26 protein-coding genes are annotated in these 23,338 nt (G+C 40.9%); 20 read left to right on the top strand and 6 right to left on the bottom strand.

Annotated elements, in window-relative coordinates; all coding sequences use genetic code 11:
- Positions 1-40: 40 nt before the first annotated feature.
- From OU683_RS13965 to OU683_RS13935, 7 genes are all read left to right on the top strand, one after another.
- Positions 41-430 carry a DUF2255 family protein gene (locus OU683_RS13965; protein ID WP_268139374.1) on the top strand — a complete coding sequence of 130 codons (390 nt, stop codon included), beginning with the start codon at positions 41-43 and terminating at the stop codon, positions 428-430.
- A 10-nt stretch (positions 431-440) separates the two neighbouring features.
- Positions 441-818, top strand: a complete 378-nt coding sequence (locus OU683_RS13960) for a methylglyoxal synthase (protein ID WP_268139371.1) — start codon at positions 441-443, stop codon at positions 816-818.
- Between the two features lie 186 nt (positions 819-1,004).
- Positions 1,005-2,453: an SDR family oxidoreductase gene (locus tag OU683_RS13955; protein ID WP_268139368.1), complete on the top strand. Its 1,449-nt coding sequence runs from the start codon at positions 1,005-1,007 to the stop codon at positions 2,451-2,453.
- Between the two features lie 124 nt (positions 2,454-2,577).
- Positions 2,578-4,458, top strand: coding sequence for a S9 family peptidase (locus OU683_RS13950; RefSeq protein WP_268139366.1), 1,881 nt, complete (start codon positions 2,578-2,580; stop codon positions 4,456-4,458).
- A 326-nt stretch (positions 4,459-4,784) separates the two neighbouring features.
- Positions 4,785-5,246, top strand: coding sequence for a carboxymuconolactone decarboxylase family protein (locus OU683_RS13945; RefSeq protein WP_268139364.1), 462 nt, complete (start codon positions 4,785-4,787; stop codon positions 5,244-5,246).
- Between the two features lie 101 nt (positions 5,247-5,347).
- Positions 5,348-5,608 carry a YgaP family membrane protein gene (locus tag OU683_RS13940; RefSeq protein ID WP_268139362.1) on the top strand — a complete coding sequence of 87 codons (261 nt, stop codon included), beginning with the start codon at positions 5,348-5,350 and terminating at the stop codon, positions 5,606-5,608.
- Between the two features lie 45 nt (positions 5,609-5,653).
- Positions 5,654-6,826 (top strand): MFS transporter, encoded by a 1,173-nt coding sequence (locus tag OU683_RS13935; RefSeq protein ID WP_268139358.1) that lies wholly within the window; start codon positions 5,654-5,656, stop codon positions 6,824-6,826.
- Between the two features lie 12 nt (positions 6,827-6,838).
- Here the strand turns inward: OU683_RS13935 and OU683_RS13930 are convergent, their stop codons facing one another.
- Positions 6,839-7,336 carry a nuclear transport factor 2 family protein gene (locus tag OU683_RS13930; RefSeq protein ID WP_268139355.1) on the bottom strand — a complete coding sequence of 166 codons (498 nt, stop codon included), beginning with the start codon at positions 7,334-7,336 and terminating at the stop codon, positions 6,839-6,841.
- A gap of 216 nt (positions 7,337-7,552) precedes the next feature.
- On the opposite strand from OU683_RS13930, the gene OU683_RS13925 reads away from it, so the two are divergent.
- From OU683_RS13925 to OU683_RS13885, 9 genes are all read left to right on the top strand, one after another.
- Positions 7,553-9,157 carry a GMC oxidoreductase gene (locus tag OU683_RS13925; RefSeq protein WP_268139352.1) on the top strand — a complete coding sequence of 535 codons (1,605 nt, stop codon included), beginning with the start codon at positions 7,553-7,555 and terminating at the stop codon, positions 9,155-9,157.
- A gap of 226 nt (positions 9,158-9,383) precedes the next feature.
- Positions 9,384-9,773, top strand: coding sequence for a DUF302 domain-containing protein (locus OU683_RS13920; RefSeq protein WP_268139349.1), 390 nt, complete (start codon positions 9,384-9,386; stop codon positions 9,771-9,773).
- Positions 9,774-9,911: 138 nt separating this feature from the next.
- Positions 9,912-10,196 (top strand): rhodanese-like domain-containing protein, encoded by a 285-nt coding sequence (locus OU683_RS13915; protein WP_268139346.1) that lies wholly within the window; start codon positions 9,912-9,914, stop codon positions 10,194-10,196.
- A 1-nt stretch (position 10,197) separates the two neighbouring features.
- The gene (locus tag OU683_RS13910) at positions 10,198-10,515 is read left to right on the top strand and encodes a rhodanese-like domain-containing protein (RefSeq protein WP_268139344.1); all 318 of its coding nucleotides are present in this window, start codon (positions 10,198-10,200) and stop codon (positions 10,513-10,515) included.
- Positions 10,512-10,736 carry a hypothetical protein gene (locus OU683_RS13905; RefSeq protein WP_228913419.1) on the top strand — a complete coding sequence of 75 codons (225 nt, stop codon included), beginning with the start codon at positions 10,512-10,514 and terminating at the stop codon, positions 10,734-10,736. Before OU683_RS13910 ends, OU683_RS13905 begins: the two co-directional genes overlap by 4 nt.
- A 31-nt stretch (positions 10,737-10,767) precedes the next feature.
- Positions 10,768-11,214: an OsmC family protein gene (locus tag OU683_RS13900; protein WP_268139341.1), complete on the top strand. Its 447-nt coding sequence runs from the start codon at positions 10,768-10,770 to the stop codon at positions 11,212-11,214.
- A 124-nt stretch (positions 11,215-11,338) separates the two neighbouring features.
- Complete coding sequence (locus OU683_RS13895) at positions 11,339-11,947, top strand: sigma-70 family RNA polymerase sigma factor (protein WP_268139338.1); 609 nt, start codon at positions 11,339-11,341, stop codon at positions 11,945-11,947.
- Positions 11,948-11,989: 42 nt separating this feature from the next.
- Positions 11,990-12,514 carry a VOC family protein gene (locus OU683_RS13890; protein ID WP_268139335.1) on the top strand — a complete coding sequence of 175 codons (525 nt, stop codon included), beginning with the start codon at positions 11,990-11,992 and terminating at the stop codon, positions 12,512-12,514.
- Positions 12,515-12,622: 108 nt separating this feature from the next.
- Positions 12,623-13,528, top strand: a complete 906-nt coding sequence (locus tag OU683_RS13885; RefSeq protein ID WP_268139333.1) for an alpha/beta fold hydrolase — start codon at positions 12,623-12,625, stop codon at positions 13,526-13,528.
- A 57-nt stretch (positions 13,529-13,585) separates the two neighbouring features.
- Here the strand turns inward: OU683_RS13885 and OU683_RS13880 are convergent, their stop codons facing one another.
- Positions 13,586-14,560, bottom strand: a complete 975-nt coding sequence (locus OU683_RS13880) for a L,D-transpeptidase family protein (protein WP_268139331.1) — start codon at positions 14,558-14,560, stop codon at positions 13,586-13,588.
- A 271-nt stretch (positions 14,561-14,831) separates the two neighbouring features.
- On the opposite strand from OU683_RS13880, the gene OU683_RS13875 reads away from it, so the two are divergent.
- The 3 genes from OU683_RS13875 to OU683_RS13865 all read left to right on the top strand — a co-directional run bounded on the left by OU683_RS13875 (position 14,832) and on the right by OU683_RS13865 (position 17,200).
- On the top strand, positions 14,832-15,215 hold the full coding sequence (locus OU683_RS13875; RefSeq protein WP_268139329.1) for a hypothetical protein: 384 nt from the start codon (positions 14,832-14,834) through the stop codon (positions 15,213-15,215).
- 6 nt (positions 15,216-15,221) lie between these two features.
- Positions 15,222-15,794: a pentapeptide repeat-containing protein gene (locus tag OU683_RS13870; protein ID WP_268139325.1), complete on the top strand. Its 573-nt coding sequence runs from the start codon at positions 15,222-15,224 to the stop codon at positions 15,792-15,794.
- 209 nt (positions 15,795-16,003) lie between these two features.
- Entirely contained in the window at positions 16,004-17,200 is a 1,197-nt protein-coding gene (locus tag OU683_RS13865; protein WP_268139322.1) for a DEAD/DEAH box helicase, read from the top strand.
- A 221-nt stretch (positions 17,201-17,421) separates the two neighbouring features.
- Here OU683_RS13865 and OU683_RS13860 read toward each other — a convergent pair whose 3' ends face one another.
- Positions 17,422-18,162, bottom strand: coding sequence for an SDR family NAD(P)-dependent oxidoreductase (locus OU683_RS13860; protein WP_268139319.1), 741 nt, complete (start codon positions 18,160-18,162; stop codon positions 17,422-17,424).
- A 109-nt stretch (positions 18,163-18,271) separates the two neighbouring features.
- On the opposite strand from OU683_RS13860, the gene OU683_RS13855 reads away from it, so the two are divergent.
- A complete protein-coding gene (locus OU683_RS13855; protein ID WP_268139316.1) occupies positions 18,272-18,823 on the top strand; it encodes a macro domain-containing protein in 552 nt (183 codons plus the stop codon).
- Positions 18,824-18,931: 108 nt separating this feature from the next.
- Here OU683_RS13855 and OU683_RS13850 read toward each other — a convergent pair whose 3' ends face one another.
- The 3 genes from OU683_RS13850 to cmk all read right to left on the bottom strand — a co-directional run bounded on the left by OU683_RS13850 (position 18,932) and on the right by cmk (position 23,270).
- Positions 18,932-19,927, bottom strand: coding sequence for an NADP-dependent oxidoreductase (locus OU683_RS13850; protein WP_268139313.1), 996 nt, complete (start codon positions 19,925-19,927; stop codon positions 18,932-18,934).
- Between the two features lie 161 nt (positions 19,928-20,088).
- Positions 20,089-21,948: a 30S ribosomal protein S1 gene (rpsA, locus tag OU683_RS13845; protein WP_268139311.1), complete on the bottom strand. Its 1,860-nt coding sequence runs from the start codon at positions 21,946-21,948 to the stop codon at positions 20,089-20,091.
- A 629-nt stretch (positions 21,949-22,577) separates the two neighbouring features.
- The gene (gene cmk, locus OU683_RS13840; protein ID WP_268139309.1) at positions 22,578-23,270 is read right to left on the bottom strand and encodes a (d)CMP kinase; all 693 of its coding nucleotides are present in this window, start codon (positions 23,268-23,270) and stop codon (positions 22,578-22,580) included.
- Between the last annotated feature and the right edge of the window lie 68 nt (positions 23,271-23,338).

Below are 23,338 nucleotides of genomic sequence, written 5' to 3'. Positions count from 1 at the left end.
GCTTTATTATTTAATTTTACTAACTAATTAACCACTATAAATGACAGATCAGCCTGAGTTTTCTAAAGATTTTCAAAATTATCTGAGGACCAATACCCTTGTAGGAATCAAAGGAGGAAGAGAAAGAGAGACGTTTCTCAACATCTGGATGGTACAGGTTGGCGACAGGTATTTTTCCAGAAGCTGGAACAAGAGTAAAAAAAGCTGGTTTACAGATATTGTTAATTCGGGGGTAGGCCAGATCAAATATGGCGAAACCATTTTGAACGTAAAAGGAAAAAAATTGCCAGCTAACGACCCAACTCAGGAGAAAATTAACCTGGCTTACCTTCAAAAATACAATCAGCCGCAAAATTTAATTTATTCCCGGGGAATAACTCAACCGGAATACGCCCATTACACCATTGAATTTTTTATTGATCAAAAATAAAATTGAAAAAATGAATACCATTGCACTAATAGCACACAACAGCCGTAAAACAGATTTACTTAACTGGGCAAAGGTTCATCGTGACGCCCTGTTAAAATATAATCTCATTGGCACTACCAATACTTCCAAGCTTCTAAGTGATATGCTTGATATTGAAGTAAAAGGTTTTGGCCATGGTCCCAGTGGCGGGGATATTTTACTGGCTGCAAAGATCCTTCAGGGAGAAGTACAAATGATCATCTTCTTTATTGATGCCGAAACTCCGCACGGGCATGAGCACGACATTCAAACCTTAATTAGGACAGCCGTTATCAACAATATCCCAATTGCATTAAACCGGGCATCGGCCGACCTTCTTATTCTAGATGAAAAAGACCAGAAAAAATAAAATACCTTGTAGGGCTTTAAGAATTTTTCCATGTCAATGTGAAATTGAGATAAGGAAAACTATTGGGAGGTTTTTCAGGTTACTAAATAGTAGAACTTATCTATTCAGTTATCAGCTTAAGTGGCAGGTATGAAAGCTTAACTTTGACTATCTTTTCATATCTTCCAGCAAACCTAAGCTTAAGCTATGAAAATACTCCTCACTGGTGCTACAGGATATATTGGAAAACGTTTGCTCCCTATCTTAATTGAGAAAGGGCATGAAGTGGTTTGCTGTGTTCGTGACAAAAAACGCTTTCCCACCGAGGGTATTTATTCAAACTCAAAGATCTCCCTGCTGGAGGTAGACTTTCTTAAAGAATTGCCCTCTTCAAATGCTGTAAAGGATATTGACGCTGCATATTACCTTATACATTCCATGAGTTCGGGAAGTGGCGATTTTGCTGAGATGGAAGAAGCTTCAGCAAAAAATTTCCTCAAACTGGTAGAGTCAACTTCTGTCAAACAGATCATTTACCTTACCGGGATCACCAATGAAGAAAAGCTTTCTAAACACCTTTCCTCCCGAAAGAATGTAGAAGATATCCTGAACCAAAGCAAAGTTCCTTTAACTGCTATAAAAGCCGGAATCATCGTGGGTTCCGGAAGTGCTTCTTTTGAGATCATTCGCGACCTGGTGGAGAAATTACCTGTTATGATCGCGCCCAAATGGCTGAATACTAAAAGTCAGCCTATCGCTATAAGGAATGTCCTGGAATGTCTCTCGGGAGTTCTTCTTAAGAAGGAAACCTTCAACAGGTCTTTTGACATTGGAGGTCCCGATGTGCTCTCCTATAAAGAGATGCTTATGCAATTTGCCGAAGTTCGCGGGTTTAAAAGGTATATTTTCACTGTGCCTGTCATGACTCCAAGGCTCTCTTCCTACTGGTTGTATTTTGTTACCTCAACTTCGTATAAACTGGCAGTAAACCTTGTCGATAGTATGAAAGTAGAAGTTATTGCTAAGGATAATGAACTGGAAAAAATGCTGGGCATAGAGCCTATTTCCTATAAAGAAGCAGTGCGGCTTGCCTTTCAAAAAATAGAACAAAACAGCGTGATCTCCAGCTGGAAAGATTCCCTGGCTTCCAGTTATGCAGATAACTCCCTTCTTGAACATATAAATGTGCCAACAGATGGTTGTCTTATTGACCGCAGGGAGAAAAAAATTGTAGGTGACCCCGAGATAGTGCTGCAAAACATCTGGTCAATTGGTGGGAAACGCGGCTGGTACTATGGCAACCGGCTCTGGAAGATGAGAGGTTTTTTGGATAAGATGGTTGGCGGTGTGGGACTGCGGCGGGGACGCACGCATCCACATGAAATCAATACCGGGGACACTCTCGACTTCTGGAGAGTTTTGGCTGCCGATAAAAAGAACCGTCGCTTACTCCTATACGCCGAAATGAAATTACCCGGGGAAGCCTGGCTGGAATTCAGGATCATAGAGAGAAAAGGGGAAAATTTTCTTCAGCAAACTGCCACTTTTCGCCCCGAAGGTCTTGCTGGGCGATTGTACTGGTACTCGGTACTACCGTTTCACTTTTTTGTCTTTGATGGTATGGCCGGGAACCTTTTAAAACCCGTAGTGGATTAAATAAAAGTTAACAGCTCTTCACTACATAAAATTTGTCAAAAATGTGAATTTGTTTCTCTATATTTAATTTTAGAGTCATTCTCCCCCCACATTCTAATTTTCTAAACTTAAAAAATAGATCAAAATGAAAAATTCTGTTTTTCTATTATTACTAATGTCCTTTCCAGTCTGGAGCCAAAAGGATACAACTTCTGTCGAAGAATACACTATTGAGCAATTTTATGAAAATACCCGTATTGGAGGCGGAGAATTTTCTGAAGATGAAAAACGTCTCTTAATGAGCAGTGATGAATCGGGCATCTTTAACGTATATGAGATCAATATAAGTGATGGATCCAAAAACCAGATCACAAACTCTAAAGATGACTCTTTCTTTGCCATTGATTATGTTCCGGGAACAGGAGATATACTTTATTCTGCCGATAAAGGAGGAAATGAGATCGATCATATCTACCTGCTTTTAGATGATGGAACGACCAAAGATCTAACACCAGGGGAAAATGAGAAAGCACAATTTGCCGGCTGGAGTGAAGACAAGGATTTCCTTTATTACTTATCTAATAAACGGGACCCTAAATTCTTTGATCTTTACAAGATGCAGGTTGGGCAATGGGAACCACAAATGCTTTACCAGAATGACAAAGGTTTGCAAATAGCGGGAATGTCTCATGATGAAAATCTTATTGCGCTTTCACAGCCAATAACCACCAGTGAGAACAAACTTTTTCTTTATGATCGTTCGCAGGATAAAATGACTGAAATCTCTAAGGAGAAAGGAACTTATTCCGCCTCCGGCTTCAGCAAGAAGGATGATAAATTCTACTACATTACAGATGATGATAAGGAATTCAAATATTTGATGGAATTTGATACCGCCACGGGGGAAAGAAGTCCTGTATATGAAGCTGACTGGGATGTGATGTACAGTTATTTAAGTGAAAATGACAAGTATAGGGTAATTGCCATTAATGAGGACGGCACCAATAAATTAATTATCCGGAATAATATCACCGGGGAAATGTTAGACCTGCCGGAGTTACCGGGAGCCAATATTAGTGCTGTAGCAATTTCAGAAAGTGAAAACCTGATGCGCCTAACAGCTGCAACTTCCAAAGCACCGAGCAACCTCTATGTCTATGACTTCCGAAACAATGAGATCAAAAAACTTACAAATACTTTAAATCCTGAAATAGATCCCGAAGATCTTGTTTCCGCAGAAGTTGTTCGCTACAATTCATTTGACGGCGTTGAAATTCCGGCAATTTTTTATAAGCCACACCAGGCTTCCGAAGAAAACAAAGTTCCTGCCCTGGTCTGGGTCCATGGTGGCCCGGGAGGACAATCAAGAACGGGTTATTTTGCTTTGATACAGTATCTGGTAAATCATGGCTATGCCGTCCTGGCAGTAAATAACCGGGGGAGCAGCGGCTATGGTAAAACATTTTTTAAAATGGATGACAAGAAGCATGGAGAAGAAGACTTAAAAGATGTCATTGCAGGAAAGAACTGGCTCCAGTCACAGGAGTATATTGATGATGATAATATTGGCATCATTGGCGGCAGTTACGGGGGCTACATGACTATGGCTGCCATGACCTTTACTCCTGAAGAATTTGATGTAGGGGTCAATCTTTTTGGAGTGACCAACTGGTTGCGTACTTTGAAGTCTATTCCCCCTTACTGGGAGTCTTTTAAAAATGCTTTATATGAAGAAATGGGAGATCCAACTACAAAAGACTCCATTGCACTTTATAATAAGTCACCGCTTTTTCATGCAGATCAGGTGAAAAATCCGGTGATGGTGCTGCAAGGTGCCAATGATCCTCGCGTACTTCAGGTGGAGTCAGATGAAATTGTGGAGCAGTTAAAGAAAAATAATGTACCTGTTGAATATGTCATTTTTGAAGATGAAGGACATGGTTTCATTAAAAAAGAAAATGAGATCAAAGGCTATAAACAAATCCTCCAGTTCCTAAACAAATATCTTAAAGATGAGGAATTGTAAGGCCGGGAAATAACCTTGTCACTTGATTTATCTCCTGAAATATTCTTGAGCGAAAATCAAAATAATCAATAAGGTTTGCAAAAGGAAGTGCTGGTCCATCCTTTTGCAAACCTTTTTCTTTTGATACAATCCACTGGCAGGAATTTTATACTGACCATTCGTGTTGTTGTCTGTCTTTTTAATATTTAAAGGTGCATGATAGGAATCTTATCTATTTCAGGCTGTGACTACTTATAATTTTCAGATGGAGTCACAAAAAATAAAAAATTTGGATCTTCCGTTTTATTATTTTTGTTGCATCAATAATAGCAGCAATTATTATCCTTATGAGCACCAGAATAGAACTTTCGAAAACCGGTAACACCCCCTTTGAAAAATTAATAGGTCATAATCCATCTGTACTTGAAAAATGGAATGAACTGGAACTGGCCCTTTTCAATCACACCTCCCTTGATGCCAACCTAATGGAACAAGTACGCCGTACCCTCGCATTTGGGAATCGCTGTGAATATTGCATGGTAAAAGGCGGCAAACCCGATTTTGATGTAAAGGATCAAAAAATCCAAACCGCTACGGCCTTTGCTGAATTATTTGCTGTGGATCACTCCTCAATTCAGGAAGCTCATTTTGGTTTTTTAAAAGAGCAGTTTACGGAGACTGAAATTGCCGAACTTATTACATTTATCACCTTTATTACTGCTTCACAGAGATTTGGGAAGGTGATGAATCTTACAGAAGATCTTCAGGAAAACAAAGTTACCAGCCTGGCAGAAATGGGTGATTTTTGATTTTATCTTTTCCACCCGTTCTGGATGGAATTATCCACGTCAATTGTTGGATATCCCGGGGGTTTGTAGTATCTTAAAGGGAACTTTAAAATAAAAAAATCATGAAAGAGAACGTAGGTAAAGAAGATCAATTGATTCGAAGTATTGTAGGCCCTGGCCTTATGGTGCTAGGCTACTTTGTTCTTAGAAAATATCAAAACAGGCTTGGGGGAATAGCATCTATTGTGACAGGAACTTTATTAGCCGAAAGTGCCATCACCAGAGTATGCCCGGTAAATGAATTCTTTGGAATAGATACCAGGGAGAAAAAGAAAAGTCCGGTTCAAAAGATAAATCATAAGATCAGGAAAGCTCTGGTTTAGTCCTTACCGGCTAATTTTGTTTCTTAGCAGCAGAAACAAAGTTAGATGTATAATTCCCGCCGGGTCTTATCTTTAATTGTATTTGCCCAGTTTTGCTGCACCTCCCTCTGGTTTGCAGGCAATGGAGTTATGGATGATCTGCGACGAACGTTCGATCTTGATCTTTCGGCGCTGGCACATCTTACTTCTGCAGTTCAATTGGGATTTATTGCAGGAACTTTAATTTTTGCCTTTTTAAGCATTGCAGACAGGTTTTCTCCGTCAAAAGTTTTCTTCTATTCTGCCATTTTTGGCGCTTTATTTAATTTGGGGATGCTTTGGGAAAATAACAGTGCCGGAGGTCTGCTGGCACTTAGGTTCCTCACAGGATTTTCCCTGGCGGGGATCTATCCCGTGGGGATGAAGATCGCATCAGATTATTATAAAAATGGCCTGGGTACCGCACTAGGTTTCCTGGTGGGAGCGCTTGTAGTTGGCACGGCATTTCCACATTTGCTAAAAGCTTTGACCGGAAATGAGACCTTGCCATGGAAGCTGGTGCTATATATTACCTCTGCGCTGGCTGCTGTTGGCGGAACTATTATTTTACTACTGGTGCCCGATGGTCCTTACCGCCGGCCCATGTTGATTAGGAACTTTTCAGCCTTTATTTCTGTATTTAAGCTGAAAGATTTTAGAGCTGCAGCTTTTGGTTACTTTGGACATATGTGGGAGCTGTATGCATTTTGGGCTTTTGTCCCTATTATTCTCGCAATGTATGAGCAGAGGCATCCGCACCTGTCCATGAACATCTCTCTAATGTCTTTTATAATTATTGGATGCGGCGGAATTTCATGCGCAGCAGGAGGCTATATCTCCAGAAGATTTGGCAGCAAAAGAACTGCAGCAACTGCACTCTTTCTCTCCGGCCTTTGTTGCCTGCTTTCTCCACTTTTCATCTTACAGGCTTCAGTAGAAATCCTGCTCATTTTCCTTATTTTCTGGGGCTTTGCAGTAGTAGCCGATTCTCCACTCTTCTCTACGCTCGTTGCAAAAAATGCACCCGAAGAGGCCCGTGGCACTGCACTAACGATTGTCAATAGCATTGGTTTTGCTATTACGATTCTCAGTATACAATTACTCAATTCTTTGGCTTCCGAAATCCACCCGGCTTACCTCTACCTCTTCCTTGCACCCGGACCAATTGCAGGACTCTTATTATTTTTCAGAACAAAATAGAAAAGAAAATGATCAAATATCGTCCTCTTCCAAAGAGCGCATTTTATGAATATAGCGGGAGAGCATTTTACTTGATTCCTGCTGGATCTCAAGTTTCATCGATTTAGTCCATCCCATCAAAAAACCTTTGAAGCCCAGAGCCTGGCGGGACCAGTTCCACAGATCAAAATGATTTGTATGCTGCAGGATCTTTCCATTCTGAATGTAAAAAGTACCCACCACCTCATTGACAACCCGGCGTCTGGAAGGACCATAATAATAGCTGGCAGTCCACCTGGCGCTCCCGTTATAATCATTGGCCTGTATTTCACTGAAGCTTATGTTCAGCTCCCCTCCGCTTTTTTCCAAAAGCATATACCACATAGCTCTAACTCTATCGCCCTTTATATGCCCAAAAACAGGATCATAAAAGACAACGTTTTTATGGTAACAGGCGTTCATAGCTTTTGCGTTTCCTTTTTGGAAAGCCTGGAAGAATTCCAGAATAATTTTTTCGTTGGGATGCTGCATCCCATAAATATACATTAAAACTTTGCGAAAGCGGATAGTCCTTTAAAGTAGAAAATCGGTTGGAAACGTCTGACTTTGTCGCGTCCCTGGCTCCATGATATTTTTGTGAATCTTTAGGACGAACTGGATCTATCCTGGTAAAAAAAGCCTGTTTCAACTCCTGTTAAAATAATTATTTAAGAATTTACTATTTTGAAGCACCTTAAAAAACCTTCAATGGAATTCGACTACGATTATATTATTATTGGCAGCGGCTTTGGTGGCTCGGTAAGCGCATTGCGGCTTTCCGAAAAAGGATATAAGGTGCTGGTGGTTGAAAAAGGAAAATGGTTTAAAGCAGAGGATTTCCCAAAGACCAACTGGAACCTCAAGAAATGGCTCTGGATGCCCGCGCTAAGTTTCTTTGGGATCATGAAGCTTAGCATCTTTCGACATGTGGCGGTAATATCGGGAACGGGAGTGGGTGGTGGTTCTCTGGTCTATGCGAACACTTTACCGGTGCCAAAAAAGGCATTTTACACCTCCGGTTCCTGGGGGCAGTTGGAGAACTGGGAAGAGGAACTTAAACCTCACTATGAAAAAGCTCTCAAAATGTTGGGAGCAGTACCCAATCCGCAGCTTTTTGATGCCGATAAAGCCCTGGAAAAAATGGCTGAAGACATGGGGCGAAAAGCACATTTTGAGCACCCACACGTGGCAGTTTACTTCGGAAAGGAAGGAGAAACAGTCAAAGACCCATATTTTGAAGGCAAGGGTCCAAATCGTACAGGCTGTAACTTCTGTGGCGGCTGTATGACCGGATGTAGGCACAATGCTAAGAATACGCTGGATAAAAATTACCTGTGGCTGGCTCAAAGACTGGGCGCAGAGATCCTGGCAGAAAATGAAGTCACAGACGTAAAAACCCTGGCTTCGGAAGCTTATGAAGTAACACTAAGATCCAGTACCTCCTTCTTCAGAAAAACCCGCAAATTAAGTAGCAAAGGAGTGATCTTTTCAGGAGGGGTTTTAGGCACCGTGAAGCTTCTTCTAAAACTGAAACAGAAAAGTCTTCCGAAGTTATCAGACAAGGTGGGAGATGATATACGCACCAATAATGAAACCCTCATCAGCGTTTCAACAGCCAACAAAGAAAGTGACTTTTCAAAAGGGGTTGCCATTGGAAGCCTGCTGCACACCGATGATAACAGCCATCTTGAGGTGGTACGGTATTCCCGGGGATCAGGCTTTTGGAAGTTACTACACCTGCCCATGGCCCAGGGAAATACCCCACCCCAACGCGTATTTAATGTTATTGGTCAGCTTTTACGTTCTCCGGTTTCCTGGTTTAAAACCTACTTTATTAATGGCTGGTCAAAAAGCACTGCGGTTTTACTTTTTATGCAAAGTGTGGACAGCACCATAAGGCTAAAAAGGAACTTTTTAGGATCAATGTCTACCGGCATTAGTTCGGGGACAAAACCAACATCAGATATTCCAGCGTCAAAAGAGCTAACCAAGAGGTACAGCAAAGTCGTCAACGGCAAAGCTACCTCCTTCGTGCTGGAAAGTCTCGCAGGCATCCCTACGACCGCTCATATTTTGGGAGGTGCGGTAATGGGTAAAGATGCTGGAGAGGGTGTGATCAATTCCAAAAATGAAGTCTTTGGTTATGACAATATGTTTGTAATTGACGGGGCTATGATCTCAGCCAACCCCGGAGTAAATCCAAGTCTTTCCATTACTGCAATAGCAGAACGCGCCTTGTCTCTAATCCCGGAAAAACCAAAGAGTGCCAAAAAGGGCATTCCTGAACCTTTAGGCAGAGATACATCCATTTAACCGCGAATTCTCTTACTTGTTAAATAAGAAAAATCTATTGATTATAAATATTCGATAGATAAACCTGCGGTATATTTGCAGTGAAAACCTTTTGGGTCTGGATTCCCCCTACAATCCTACCCTTTAGGTTTTTCTTTTTTTATGTCTTTAACAAGAGTCACTGCATAGTTCTTTCGAAAATCGGATTTTTGTAGTATCTTAATAATTAGACTTAAAAACCACGATAATGAATTACTATTTCACCACTACCTTAAAGGACGATTTTGATAAGGCCATTCAAAAAGTAACAGAAGAACTTAAGAAAGAAGGCTTTGGGATCCTTACTGAAATTGATGTAAAGGAGACCTTTAAAAAGAAGCTGGATGTTGACTTCAGAAAATACCGAATCCTTGGGGCCTGTAACCCCCAAATGGCTCACCAGGCTATTTCTGCCGAAAGTAAGATTGGAACCATGTTACCCTGTAATGTAATCGTGCAGGAAACAGAAGACGGGAAGGTAGAAGTTTCTGCTGTGGATCCTGTCGCCTCTATGCAGGCAGTCGAAAATGACACTTTAGGAGGAGTAGCTACCCAGGTACGGGATAAGCTAAAAAAGGTAATTGAGCAGCTAAATTAAGTTGAGCAAAAGAATTTTACGATCCGGAATCTTTTACAAGATTCCGGATTTTTTTTACCACATCCTTATGTAACAAATGTAACTGTGCCAGAGGACATTCGAACTTATTTTTGTGCCGTTATAAAAATCGAAATAAATATGGAAATTGAAAAGATAATTCGTTCCGGCGAAGGGACAATAATAGATGTTAGAACCAGGGGAGAATTTAATGGTGGCCATGTAGCCGGTTCAATAAATATTCCTTTGACCGAATTACCCGATACTATGGAGGAATTGAAATCTATGAAAGCCCCGTTAATATTATGCTGTGCCTCGGGAATGAGAAGTGGACAGGCTGAACAGTATTTAACCAGGGCCGGATTTGAATGTACAAATGCAGGCTCATGGCTGCAAGTAAATTACTTACAGGCTAAAGCTTCCTAAGATGATAGATACACTTAAAAGAATTTTTGGGCTGGGTCCCAAGACAGATTATGCCCAACTACTTCAACAAGGAGCTGTAATTGTAGATGTGCGTACCAAAGGAGAATACAACGGCGGACACATCAAAGGTTCAAAGAATATTCCTTTAAACAGCCTTGGTCAAAATCTTAAAAAAGTAGGAAATAAAAGTAAACCGGTGATCACTTGCTGTGCCTCGGGCATGAGAAGTGCTTCGGCTAAAACTACCCTAGAAATGGCAGGATATACAGAAGTCCACAACGGGGGCGGCTGGAGAAACCTTCAGAATAAAATAGGATGAAAGACAGGATTTTAAAAAACTGGACCTGGGTACGTGCTGCCTATGTGATCATTGGGCTACTGGTAACTTTCCAGGCGGCCAGTGCAGAACAGTGGTGGGGTCTTGGCTTAGGAGTTTACGTCGCCGCTATGGGAGTCTTCGGCTTTGGTTGTGCAGGAGGGAATTGTGCAGGAGGAAATTGTGCCGTAGAACCTGAAAAAGATCAGAAAATCTCAAACTGAACAATTTTAACTTTACCAATAAACTTTAGTCATGGAAGAACATATCTATACCGTAGATCTTAGCTGGAAATCGGACCGCAAAGGGGAAATTTCCTCGCCCGAGCTCAATGAGAAAATCGAAATAGCTACCCCTCCCGAATTCCCGAAAGGAATGGCCGGCATCTGGTCTCCGGAGCATCTTTATACGGCAGCAGTAAACAGCTGCTTTATGACGACATTTTTGGCTATTGCTGAAAATTCAAAACTCGAATTTAAGAGTCTTACCTGCCCTGCAAAAGGCAAAATGGCAAAGCAGGATGGAAAGTTCGTAATGTCCCAGGTCATTCTTGAACCGGTACTTACCATCTTCAATGAAGAGGATAAAGAGAAGGCTGAAAAAATAATGATCAAAGCCGAAAGAGCCTGTCTTATTACAAATTCTATAAAAGCTGAAGTTATTTTAAGACCTCAATTACAATTGGCAGAATCTTTGGTATAATATTTATACAGTATCCCCCCTACACTGGAGATCCCGCCTGAAGAAATTTTTTCTTCGGCGGGATCTTTTTTTTGCTATTGATCTCGTTTTAATCCCTATTTTTAGAAGATCAATTCCATTATCAATGGATAACAAAGAAGAACCTATTACAAATTGTGATGTTCCTGCGCTTTGGCTGGAACATAAAACAGCTCTTAAAAATTATATTATTAAGAGGGTCAGGGACGAAGATCTTTCCAATGAAATCCTCCAGGAAGTGCTCCTTAAGGTGTACAAATTTTGCCTTTCAAAATCGGGTGTAAAAAATGTGAAGAGCTGGCTTTACCAGATCGCTCACAATACCATGATCGATCATTTTCGAAGAGAATCAAAAAATGCCGGGCTAAAACCAGAAGTAGAACTTATTGAAGAAGATGAAAACCTCGCCTTTAAGGAAGCTCTTGAATATATCCAGCCTTTACTGGATTTTCTTCCTGAAGAATATGCGACACCCCTTCGCATGGCAGATCTTGAGGGCTTGAAACAAGCCGATATTGCAGCGAAACTCAACCTTAGCCTCACCGCAACCAAATCCCGTATCCAAAGGGCACGCAATCTTTTAAAAGCCGAATTTATAACCTGTTGCCATTTTGAAACTGATGCTACAGGCGGCCTGGTCACTTTTTCAATAAAAAAATCCTGCACTCCTTTACAGCAGATCTCAAATAAATTTAAAAATTCTGCGTCTTTTTAAAACTTCTTACGTCTGGAATGTAAAACCATAAAAATTTTAACCATGAAAACATTCCACGTACATGTAAGAGTAAAGGACCTAAATGAAAGCATTGGGTTTTACAACGCTCTGTTCAACACATTACCCACGGTTATAAAGCCAGATTATGCCAAATGGATGCTGGAAGATCCAAGGATCAATTATGCCATCTCTACCGGCCACGCCGAATTAGGAATCGAACATCTGGGCCTTCAAACCGATAATGCAGAAGAGCTTAAAGAGATCTACTCCAATATGCAACAGGCAAAAGGTACTATTAGAGAAGAAGGAGAATGTACCTGTTGTTATTCCAAGAGCCAAAAAAGCTGGATCACAGATCCCCAGGGAGTAGACTGGGAAGGATTTTTCACCTATGGAAGTGCTACAGTTTATGGAGAAGGAATAAATGCAAAACCGGCTCCCCAACTAATGGAAAAATGGACCGGGAATGATGGAAAAACAGCAGAAGAAATAAATAAAACTGCAGCTCCAGAAGAAAAGTTTAAAAATATTTCAACTTGTAGTACTTCCGGCTGTAACAAAAATTAAACTTAGGAGTCTGTATAAAAAAGGAGTGAAAAAGAAACATTTTTAAAAGGACAGGTTTTGAAGAAACCGGAACCTGTCCTGATTTTCAACCAAAATAGTATTAACAAAATGAGAAGACTTTTTATTTTTTTGGCAATTTTTACTTTTTCTCTTAATCTTTTCGCGGGGGAAAAGATCATCACCACCTCAGACGGGGTAAAGCTTTATGTAAAAGTAGAAGGTAAAGGGACTCCACTCCTGTACCTCCATGGCGGACCGGGTTCTGGAAGCTATTGGTTTGAGAAGTTGACCGGAGATTTTATGGAAGAAAATTTCACCATGATCTATCTCGACCAGAGAGGTGTTGGCAGATCTCAAAGTGCTGCCGATCAAAATTACTCAATGGAGAGAATGACGCTTGATTTTGAGGAGGTAAGGGAAGCACTGGGATTTGACAGCTGGTTGACATTAGGCCATTCTTTTGGAGGTATCTTACAAATGGGTTATGCAGAAAGGTATCCTGAAGCCCATAAGGGAATGATCATGTTAAACTGTACCATCAATCTACAAGAATCTGCCTGTGAGAGTTGGATACCCAAGGCGGCTGAATTTGTAGGAGAAAGTTATACCTGCACGGGAGATACAGTGGCAATTCCTCAGAGAATGAATGAATTTGGCGGAAAATTACGGGAAAAAGACCAGTTCTGGAAAATGGGCTCAAGAGATCCTAAAACTTTTCCGGAGCTGGATAAAATTTCAGCTGAAATAGAAAACTTCAATTTTGACTTTGGCAGGTACGCCATGGATTATCCCGACTACTGGGTGAATTTTAAACCCATGACTTCAAAAATGAAAATGCCTGTACTCTATTTCTACGGTAAGACAGATTTTATGGTGGGGCCACAACATCATGAGAACCTGGAATTTGAGAATATGTTACTATGGGAGAATAAAGGCGGACATATCCCCTTTATTGAAGACAAAGAAGACATGGAAAAGGCAATTTTAGCCTATACGGCAAAATATAGTTTGTAAGATAATTGTTTGAGGGAACAGGTTGTCGGAAATTCGTTTCCGGCAACCTTTCTGTTTTTACTGAATAGTTTCCAGTCCACTTGGGGGAGGTGCCGCAAGTTCTTCGGAAGGAAGTTCGGGAAGATCAAAATTCCTTTTATCCCGCCGGTATTCGGTTACATATCTGCGAAGGGTTTTCAATTCTTCTGCATTAAGGTAGTTTGAATTAGGATCCTCTGCCAATTCCAGCCAGGGAGCAGAACGATCAAAATCATAATCTCCAAACACCATGAATGGAGTTCCATTCTTTGTGACCACCTGTCGTTTTCCATCCAGTTTCCATTGATTCGCCCAATTATAGATGGTTACCGCATCATCTTTACGCAACCTTACACAAGCGTGACTGGCAGGAAATCCCGGCATGGTATACTGGTGTACTCCTACCCCTTCAAAATTCATGAAATTGAAATAGTAGGGCATAATCCAGGATTGATCTACAGTACTTATTTTGCTGCGGGCTTTGTAATTTCCATAAAAGAGTCCTGCAGGAGTGGGGGTAGATTTCTTTCCCGAACTCACCGGCCCCCATTTTAGCAACTTCCCGTTCTCATACAGCGCAAACCCCTGTATCCTTCTTGAAATAAGTACGGCTTTGGGAATAGAGTCGAGCATTTCAAAATTTTGAGGAAAAGGGGAATAATCAAGAAAATTATTAGTGAGAGTGTCGGGAATTACCAGCTTGTTTCCTGCTCTTAAACGATAAGCATCAATTCGGTTAATGCCGAGAATGAATTCCTGTTGCAGTTCAGAAAACCTGGTCTTGAAGCTGTCGATTTGCGCTATATTCTCCAGACTGTCAATATGGTAAGTCACAAAAAGCGGCAACTCTACGACCTCCTGGGATGGTGACGGCCTTAATGTATCTGTATGGATTACTTGATGGGAATTATCCTGAATTGGTGAAGCCCCTTCAGATCGGTCACAAGAACTTGCTCCGGAAAGAAACAGAATTCCAAAAAGAAATTTTATCAGATATGTTTTGCCAAGTTTCATGGGGGATGGGTTTTCGCCTGTATTTGTTACTGTTCCGAAAAATGCTAATTATTTTCATTATTGGGCGTTAACCGGTAGCCAAACCTTACATAAATTTCCTTAATTTTTAAATCTTTTCCTAAATAACCTGAAGTTATTTAAGGTCCAAAAATGACATTTTTAGTACCTGATTTTTAAGAAGAACGCAGTGAAGATACCTCAAAAATTCCTTAAAATTTCCATAATAATTACCAAAATATTAATACCTTGTGAGCATCAAAAAATTGTGATTATGAAAATTCTGGTACTTTTCTTCTTTATGGTTTTAGGAACGGGAGTTATGGCACAAGAGGCCCCTGTTACTTTTGAAAGTAAAGGTATCTCTTTCTCAGGTGATCAAAGTGTGCTGCGCAAAGACAAACAAATTGTGGAACTTACCGGAAATGTTCATTTCACTACTTCTATAGTAGAGATTGAAAAGGCAGAGAAAATCGTTTATGACAAGAATACAAAAACCTTTACAATAAGTGGCTTTAACGAGCTGGTGCTAAACGGGAAAAAACGCTTGGCTTCAGATCTTGGTTCTACTACTCTTAAAATCGATCTTGGTGGCAGTATAGCATATCTAGTAGCCGAATCTAAAAATTGCAAAGACGGCAAGGGTAAAGGCTGCTAAAAGATAATGTCTACAGCTTATTTTAGGGACGAAGATTTTTCGGCAAAAGATTTGTCTGGAAATCAACTACCAGAGGGGGAATACGAAAACTGCGATTTTAGAACCCTTGATCTTTCCGGTTGCAACCTCTCAAAAATGACATTTTCTGAATGTGTTTTTGAAGCATGTGATTTAAGCAATTCCCAAATAAAAAACACCTCATTTAGAAATGTCTGCTTCAAAGACTGCAAATTAATGGGGCTCAATTTCAATGATTGCGACCCTTTTTTATTGTCATTTTCGTTTGAAAGTTGCCTCCTTAGCTTTTCTTCCTTTTCCAGATTAAAAATAAAAAATACTTCCTTTAAAAACTGTAAGCTTATAGAGGCAGATTTTTCTGAAACCGATCTTACTTCAGCAGAATTTATCAACTTCGACCTTAGTGGAGCCCTTTATTCCAATACCAGGCTGCAAAAAGCCGATTTCACCACTTCACAAAACTTCAGCATTGATCCTGAAGTTAATGATATAAAAGAAGCAAAGTTCTCTTTAGAAAATATCCTGGGGTTACTGGAAAAGCATAAAATTAAAATAATCTAGTTCACCCGATTGGGGGATTACAGCAATAGGCATATTCGGGCAATTTACGGCGCGGTTATTGTCTAATGTTATACCGGCAGATAAAAAGCTTATCTTTGCCATCTTCTTTACGAGATACACGGCAGGTTGTAAGCCGGTTCAGAATTAAAAATAGCAGCTGTTTCAAGAAAATGCAACGTCTTTTCCAGCATTTCACATAATACACTTTCATGTCTTTTAGAAAATTAGAATTGGATGAGGCCTTATTAAAGGCGCTCGACACCCAGGGATATTCATCTCCCACCCCAATACAAAAACAAGCAATACCTGTAGTACTTTCAGGTAAAGATCTTTTAGGAGTAGCTCAAACCGGAACAGGAAAAACAGCCGCATTTGGCCTGCCAATCCTGCAATTATTAAATGAGAAAAAGTTTTCCAACAAAGGTATTAAGGCGTTGATCCTTACTCCTACCAGGGAACTGGCCATACAAATAGATGAAAGCCTTGCAGCTTATGGAAAACATACCAGGTTAAGCCATTCGGTTATTTTCGGCGGTGTTTCCCAGCATACGCAGGTCCAGAAATTGAAACGTGGTGTTGATATTCTTGTCGCCACCCCGGGCCGTTTACTTGACCTAATGAACCAGGGTTTTATAAACCTGAAGTCTCTTGAATTCTTTGTACTCGATGAAGCTGACAGGATGCTGGACATGGGTTTTATACATGATGTAAAAAAGGTTATTAAGAGCCTTCCTGAAAAAAGGCAGACTCTTTTCTTTTCGGCTACCATGCCCGAGGAAATTCAGAATCTTGCCAAGATGATGCTTAAAAATCCAGTAAAAGTGGAAGTTACTCCTCCTTCATCTACGGTAGACAAGATCCAGCAACGGGTATATTTTACGAACAAACCCGATAAACGAAAGCTACTGCTCCACCTTTTAGAAAGCAACGGTATTGAAAATGCTCTTGTTTTCACCCGCACCAAACACGGGGCCGATAAAGTGGCGAGATTCCTTGATAAAGCAAAGATAAGTTCGGCAGCTATCCACGGAAATAAAAGTCAGAATGCCAGGCAGAATGCACTAAAGAACTTTAAAAACGGGAATCTGAGTGTGCTCGTAGCCACCGATATTGCCGCCCGCGGAATCGATATTGATGAGCTGGGACATGTTTTCAATTTTGACCTACCTAATGTTCCTGAAACTTACGTACACAGGATTGGCCGAACCGGTCGTGCAGGAAACGAAGGAATTGCCATCTCTTTTTGCGCAGCAGAAGAACGCAAGGAGCTAAAGGATATTGAAAAACTGGCTGCAATAAAGATCCCGGTAATCGATGGACATCCTTACCCTATGGACCTCAATGCAGAACCTGCCCCGGCAACCCAAAACCGCAACAAAAATAATAGAAACAGAAGGAGACGATAAGTCAGTGGGCAGTTATAAATTTAAAGAAACACGTTTCTATACTTTAGAACATTTACTAACGAGGCAAGCCTCGGGGTATTTACCCTCCTAGAATAAAAAAGAGCTTTTTCCTCCAGAAAAGGCTCTTTTTTATTAATATTCACCAGAGATTCCTCCTTCGTCGGAATGGCAACCTCCAACTTTGTATTTCTAAAGTCGTACTTCTTCTGTCGTACTTCAATTTATCTCGCTAAATAACCACCGTCAATTGGGTAATAAGCTCCCGTAGCAAAGGAGGATTTGTCACTTCCCAGCCACAGGATCAATTCGGCTACTTCTTCACTGCGACCCAAACGACCTATAGGGTGCAGGGAAATAAGTTGATTCTTGATTTCATCATCCAACTGGTCCAGCAATGGAGTGTCTATAAATGCCGGTCCTACTGCATTGATCCTAATCTTCTGGGAAGAATACTCCAGTGCTGCATTACGGGTCATACCAACAGCTGCATGTTTTGCAGCCACATAACCCGCAGATCCTTCGAATCCAACGCTTCCTAAAATAGAGGAAATGTTGACGATACTGCCCTGTCCATTCCTAAGCATAGCTTCTATTTGGTATTTCATACCATAAAAAATGCTATGAAGATTAATATCAATTACCCTATGCCACCCCTCCAGGCTCATGTCAACGATCTTATTCGCTTCCCCGCCAATTCCGGCATTATTTACAGCGATATCCAGTTTGCCGTAGGTTTTTACAGCGAAATCAACAAGCGCCTTATTTTCGGCTGCCGAGGCCACATCAGCTTTAAAGAAGCTTGCTGTTCCTCCTGCTTTGACTATGCGTTTCACCACTTCCTCCCCGGCTTCAGAATTAATGTCTGAAACTACAACCTGTGCACCTTCACGGGCAAAGAGTATCGCTGTGGCTTCACCAATTCCTGACGCCGACCCGGTAATTATTGCTACTTTATTTTTCATGAGAGATGTAATTTAAATAGTGTAAATTAAATAAAGTTGCATTAAGAAAGCATGACCAAAGTCAGTAAGGCATAGGAAAGGCAACAAAAATTTGTTATTTTAGAGAGGTATGAAAAAAATGATTTCAGGAGTAAGTATCGAGCTGCGACAGGGGGATATAGCTAAACAGGCAGATTGTGATGCTGTGGTCAATGCGGCAAATGCCCAACTAGAGTCTGGTGGCGGAGTGGCCGGAGCCATACATCGCGCTGCAGGCCCCGGTCTTGCCAAAGAAGCAAGACCATTGGGACCTATAAAACCGGGGCAAGCTGTGATCACTGGCGCACACGATCTACCGAATAAACATGTTATTCACTGCCTTGGACCTGTGTATGGAAAAGATACACCTGAAGATGAATTACTATCCAGATGTTACGGGAATGCTTTGGATCTTGCAGAACAGAATGAGGTGAACTCTATTGCTTTTCCTGCAATTTCCACAGGAATATTCGGCTATCCTGTTGAAGAAGCGGCAAAAGTGGCCTTTTCAACCATCATAGAAAAAATATCCCATCTCAAGAAAGTGAAAAGGATCATTTTTGTGCTTTACAGCAATCAGGATCTGGAAACCCACAAAAAAATACTCGAACAAACTTTACAGGGAAAGGATTACCCTGGTTAAAAAGTTGCGGGTTGCGGGTTGCAAGTTTGTGGACTTCGGAACCTTTCAGCTTAAACATTCGACTTTGACCTTTGATCTTAAAATCTTGAACTTTGAACCCGAAACCTTCTAGACCTTCACTATCATCTTACCCACGTTCTTTCCTTCAAAAAGACCAATGAAAGCTTCAGGAAGCTTTTCAAAACCCTCTACCACTGTTTCATCATATTCCAGGCTTTCCTCCTTCAACCAGGTACTTAATTGCCGCAGCGCTCTTCCGAAGTCCTTGGCATGATCCCGAACCAGGAATCCCTGCATTAAAGCTGTTTTCTTGATAAGAATACCTTCAGGTCTTGGACCGGTAGGAACCTCAGTTTCGTTATAAAGGGAAATGGCTCCGCAGTTTATAATTCGTGCGTCTTTATTTATAGTTTGCAACACAGCATCCAGGATCTCCCCTCCCACATTGTCGAAGTAGACATCTACCCCATCGGTACAGATACGTCTAATGGCATCTGCCATGTTTTCTTCTTTGTTATAATTGAGGCCTTTATCAAAACCGAATTTTTCCTCGATATGTTTTACCTTTTCATCGCTTCCGGCAATCCCTACTACCATACAGCCAAAGATCTTACCAATTTGACCGGCTATACTACCTACCGCCCCGGCAGCACCCGATACTACAAGTGTTTCCCCCGGTCTTAGGTTTCCAATCTTATCCAAAGCGAGAAAGGCGGTCAAACCTGTTAGCCCCAATACTCCCAGAAATGCAGGTAAAGGTGCCATATCCCGGTCCACCCTGTTCAAGCCTGTACCCTTAGATAACTGTAATTCCTGCCACTTCAACATACCCGAAACAAATTCCCCTATCTGGAAATTTTGATTCCTGGATTCTACCACTTCAGCAATAACCATGGATTCCATAGGTTCATTCAGCTTAAAAGGTGGAATATATGATTCCTCATTTCGCATTCTTCCGCGGAGATAGGGATCTACAGAAATATAATGCGCCTTAAGAAGGATTTCTCCTTCCCCGGGAACCGGATCCTTCTCCTGGATCAACTCAAAATCGGATGTAGAAGGTTTTCCAGCCGGGCGATTTTTAAAAAGTATTGTTTTGCTCATTATTGGTTAGTTTGTATTGAAGATAGCCTTTATTCAGCATTTTTACAAGTGGGTGCGGCTAATTCAAAATGAGTCTGAAGAAAGGAAAACTAAAACCGGTAAAAACAAAAAACCTCCTTAGTTGCCTAAGGAGGTTTTAATTATTTTAAAACTTCAGAGAATTATTTCTTCCCTTCCATTTTATCTTTCAACGCTTGAAGTTCTGAGTTCACATCACCCATAGTGGTGTTCCCCTGAGACTGTTGCGCAGCAGCTTTCTTCTGAGCCTGCTTAACAATTTGTTGCTCTTCTTCCCTGTGAATAGCAGTGTGAGATGCTACCACTCTCTTGAATTCTTTGTTGAATTCAATGATTTGGAATTCTGCAGTTTCTCCCTGCTTAAGTTTGCTTCCGTCTTCTTTTTCAAGGTGACGTTGCGGAACGAATGCAGTGATATCTTCATTAAAGTCAATTGTAGCTCCTTTGTCAACGATCTCTGAAATTGCAGCTGTGTGCGTAGTACCTACAGCGAATTCAGTTTCGTATTTATCCCAAGGGTTAGACTCAGTTTGCTTATGTCCAAGGCTTAATTTACGGCCTTCAACATCAAGCTCAAGAACTACAACCTCAAGTTTATCACCTACGTTTGTAAATTCTGATGGATGCTTGATCTTCTTAGTCCATGAAAGGTCTGAGATATAGATAAGTCCGTCGATACCTTCTTCTAATTCAACGAATACTCCGAAGTTAGTGAAGTTACGAACGATACCGGTATGTCTTGAACCTACAGGGTACTTAGAAGTGATATCTGTCCATGGGTCTGGAGTCAATTGCTTGATACCAAGAGACATTTTTCTGTCTTCACGATCTAAAGTAAGGATCTGTGCTTCAACCTCATCTCCAACGTTCACGAAGTCCTGAGCCGAGCGCAGGTGAGTACTCCATGACATTTCAGAAACGTGGATAAGACCTTCAACACCTTCGGCAACTTCGATAAACGCACCGTAATCTGCGATCACAACTACTTTACCTTTTACTTTGTCACCAATTTTCAGGTTCTCGTCAAGAGCTTCCCATGGGTGTTTGCTAAGCTGTTTAAGACCAAGCTGAATTCTTGTTTTAGCCTCATCAAAGTCAAGGATAACAACATTCAGTTTTTGATCAAGCTCAACGATCTCATTTGGATGGTTGATTCTAGACCAGCTAAGATCGGTAATGTGAACAAGTCCATCAACACCTCCAAGGTCAACGAATACACCGTAAGAAGTGATGTTCTTAACAGTACCTTCAAGTACCTGACCTTTTTCAAGCTGCCCAATAATTTCTTTTTTCTGCTCTTCGATATCTGCTTCGATAAGTGCTTTGTGAGAAACAACAACGTTCTTGAATTCGTGGTTAATCTTTACCACCTTGAATTCCATTGTTTTCCCAACATATGCATCGTAATCCCTAATTGGCTTCACATCAATTTGTGAACCAGGAAGGAAAGCTTCAATTCCAAAAACATCTACGATCATACCACCTTTAGTACGGCATTTCACGTATCCATTCACGATAAGACTTTCATCATGCGCTTTGTTCACACGATCCCATGCCATGATAACACGAGCCTTACGGTGAGAAAGGATCAACTGTCCTGTAGCATCTTCACGAACATCGATCAATACTTCTACTTCATCACCAACTTTAAGATCTGGGTTGTAACGAAACTCGTTAAGAGAGATTACACCTTCACTTTTTGCATTGATGTCGATGATCGCGTCACGATCTGTAAGGTTGATCACAGTCCCGGTAACAACTTCATCATTTAAAGTGTCAACGAAATTTTCTGCTACAAGCTTCTCAAATTCTTCCAGCTTTTGATCGTCGATAGGATCAATTCCTTCTTCGTAGTTGTGCCAGTTGAATTCCTTTAAGAATTGCTCAGGATCTTGTTGCTGCACCTCTGCATCAGGTTGAGACTTAGTCTCCATTCCTGCTACGGGTTGAATTTCAGCGTTTTCAGAACCCTGAACTTCTTGATTTTTGTTTTCTTCAGCCATTGCTGATAATTAATTTGTATCCTGTATTCTTCCGGAAGATGTTTGCAATAAAAGAACTACAGAAGTGTTTATAATATTGATTTTCAACCCTTTTAGTCCTCCGACCTATTGCTAAAAGGAGCGCAAAAATACAACTATTTTTTACAATTAACAATGAATAGATATGAGATTTTAGACGTGAGATTTGAGACAATAAAATTTGGTAGACAGGGGCCTTTCCAACACCGGATTTCTTTTGACACGAATCACGAAAAATCTTTTTTAAAACAACATTACTGAAATCTTTCTTCCCTACGGGACGTGTTGTTTGCGGGTGGGCATTGTTATATACCGATATGTTGTCCCTACGGGACATTTTGGTGGGGCGGCTTTTTTCTACCGATATTTTGTCCCTACGGGACAATACTGTGGCAAAATCTTTTTTTTTACCAATATCCTGTCCCTACGGGACAGTAAAATTTCAGTGAATAAGATTTCCCGAAGAATATGGATTCCCTCAGATATTTTTCTGATTAGTGATCATAACCGAATCAACACCTTTTCAATTGTCACCTCGAGCGGAGTCGAGAGGTCATTTTCAAATCTTCAAATTAAGCTATTGGAATTTGGTGCTTGTAATTTGGAATTTGCTAATTGCTAATTGCCTCATCGTACAACTCGAGGATCTTCTCAAACTGACCTTCCAGGGTAAGGTGAGAATTGTCAATTTCTTTAGCGTCTAATGCTTTTACGAGCGGGGAATCTTTTCTTGTGGTGTCTAAAAGGTCTCTTTCTTCGACATTTTCAAGGACTTCCTCAAATGTCACCTCCTCCCCTCTTTCAGAAAGCTCTTTGAACCTTCTCTGGGCGCGCTCCCGGGCGCTGGCTGTCATAAAGATCTTGAGCTCGGCATCGGGGAAAACGACCGTACCTATATCGCGGCCATCCATGACAATTCCCTTTTCCCTTCCCATTTCCTGCTGTTGAGCCACCAGCATTTCCCGAACTTCGGGCACTGCAGCCACTTTACTTACATATTGGGAAACTTCCATTTGACGTATCTCTTTTTCTACATTCTCACCGTTAAGATACATTTCACCATAACCAACTTCAGGATTGAAGATAAACTTCAGGTTTATTAACTGTAAATCGGAGATTAGAGCAGCGAAATCAAAAGCCTTTTGAGAAATGAATTTTTTCCGAAGCGCATAAAGCGTGACTGCGCGATACATTGCCCCGGTATCAACATATACATAGCCTAATTCTTTTGCAAGCTGTTTGGCTACAGTACTTTTACCTGTAGATGAAAATCCGTCTATCGCAATGGTGATCTTTTTTGTCATAAATATGGTTCTTCAGCAAAAAAAATTGAGAAAAAGGTCTCAAAAATGCCATTTTTGGCAGCTCAGCA

This window comes from Salinimicrobium sp. TH3 (assembly GCF_026676115.1).
Taxonomy (GTDB): domain Bacteria; phylum Bacteroidota; class Bacteroidia; order Flavobacteriales; family Flavobacteriaceae; genus Salinimicrobium.
This window is presented reverse-complemented; position numbering and strand designations above follow the sequence as displayed.

Bases quoted from the DNA above. Each gene is read 5' to 3' on its own strand.
- OU683_RS13965 (WP_268139374.1), top strand. From the start codon at position 41: ATGACAGATCAGCCTGAGTTTTCTAAAGATTTTCAAAATTATCTGAGG.
- OU683_RS13960 (WP_268139371.1), top strand. From the start codon at position 441: ATGAATACCATTGCACTAATAGCACACAACAGCCGTAAAACAGATTTA.
- OU683_RS13955 (WP_268139368.1), top strand. From the start codon at position 1,005: ATGAAAATACTCCTCACTGGTGCTACAGGATATATTGGAAAACGTTTG.
- OU683_RS13950 (WP_268139366.1), top strand. From the start codon at position 2,578: ATGAAAAATTCTGTTTTTCTATTATTACTAATGTCCTTTCCAGTCTGG.
- OU683_RS13945 (WP_268139364.1), top strand. From the start codon at position 4,785: ATGAGCACCAGAATAGAACTTTCGAAAACCGGTAACACCCCCTTTGAA.
- OU683_RS13940 (WP_268139362.1), top strand. From the start codon at position 5,348: ATGAAAGAGAACGTAGGTAAAGAAGATCAATTGATTCGAAGTATTGTA.
- OU683_RS13935 (WP_268139358.1), top strand. From the start codon at position 5,654: ATGTATAATTCCCGCCGGGTCTTATCTTTAATTGTATTTGCCCAGTTT.
- OU683_RS13930 (WP_268139355.1), bottom strand. From the start codon at position 7,336: ATGCAGCATCCCAACGAAAAAATTATTCTGGAATTCTTCCAGGCTTTC.
- OU683_RS13925 (WP_268139352.1), top strand. From the start codon at position 7,553: ATGGAATTCGACTACGATTATATTATTATTGGCAGCGGCTTTGGTGGC.
- OU683_RS13920 (WP_268139349.1), top strand. From the start codon at position 9,384: ATGAATTACTATTTCACCACTACCTTAAAGGACGATTTTGATAAGGCC.
- OU683_RS13915 (WP_268139346.1), top strand. From the start codon at position 9,912: ATGGAAATTGAAAAGATAATTCGTTCCGGCGAAGGGACAATAATAGAT.
- OU683_RS13910 (WP_268139344.1), top strand. From the start codon at position 10,198: ATGATAGATACACTTAAAAGAATTTTTGGGCTGGGTCCCAAGACAGAT.
- OU683_RS13905 (WP_228913419.1), top strand. From the start codon at position 10,512: ATGAAAGACAGGATTTTAAAAAACTGGACCTGGGTACGTGCTGCCTAT.
- OU683_RS13900 (WP_268139341.1), top strand. From the start codon at position 10,768: ATGGAAGAACATATCTATACCGTAGATCTTAGCTGGAAATCGGACCGC.
- OU683_RS13895 (WP_268139338.1), top strand. From the start codon at position 11,339: ATGGATAACAAAGAAGAACCTATTACAAATTGTGATGTTCCTGCGCTT.
- OU683_RS13890 (WP_268139335.1), top strand. From the start codon at position 11,990: ATGAAAACATTCCACGTACATGTAAGAGTAAAGGACCTAAATGAAAGC.
- OU683_RS13885 (WP_268139333.1), top strand. From the start codon at position 12,623: ATGAGAAGACTTTTTATTTTTTTGGCAATTTTTACTTTTTCTCTTAAT.
- OU683_RS13880 (WP_268139331.1), bottom strand. From the start codon at position 14,560: ATGAAACTTGGCAAAACATATCTGATAAAATTTCTTTTTGGAATTCTG.
- OU683_RS13875 (WP_268139329.1), top strand. From the start codon at position 14,832: ATGAAAATTCTGGTACTTTTCTTCTTTATGGTTTTAGGAACGGGAGTT.
- OU683_RS13870 (WP_268139325.1), top strand. From the start codon at position 15,222: ATGTCTACAGCTTATTTTAGGGACGAAGATTTTTCGGCAAAAGATTTG.
- OU683_RS13865 (WP_268139322.1), top strand. From the start codon at position 16,004: ATGTCTTTTAGAAAATTAGAATTGGATGAGGCCTTATTAAAGGCGCTC.
- OU683_RS13860 (WP_268139319.1), bottom strand. From the start codon at position 18,162: ATGAAAAATAAAGTAGCAATAATTACCGGGTCGGCGTCAGGAATTGGT.
- OU683_RS13855 (WP_268139316.1), top strand. From the start codon at position 18,272: ATGAAAAAAATGATTTCAGGAGTAAGTATCGAGCTGCGACAGGGGGAT.
- OU683_RS13850 (WP_268139313.1), bottom strand. From the start codon at position 19,927: ATGAGCAAAACAATACTTTTTAAAAATCGCCCGGCTGGAAAACCTTCT.
- rpsA (WP_268139311.1), bottom strand. From the start codon at position 21,948: ATGGCTGAAGAAAACAAAAATCAAGAAGTTCAGGGTTCTGAAAACGCT.
- cmk (WP_268139309.1), bottom strand. From the start codon at position 23,270: ATGACAAAAAAGATCACCATTGCGATAGACGGATTTTCATCTACAGGT.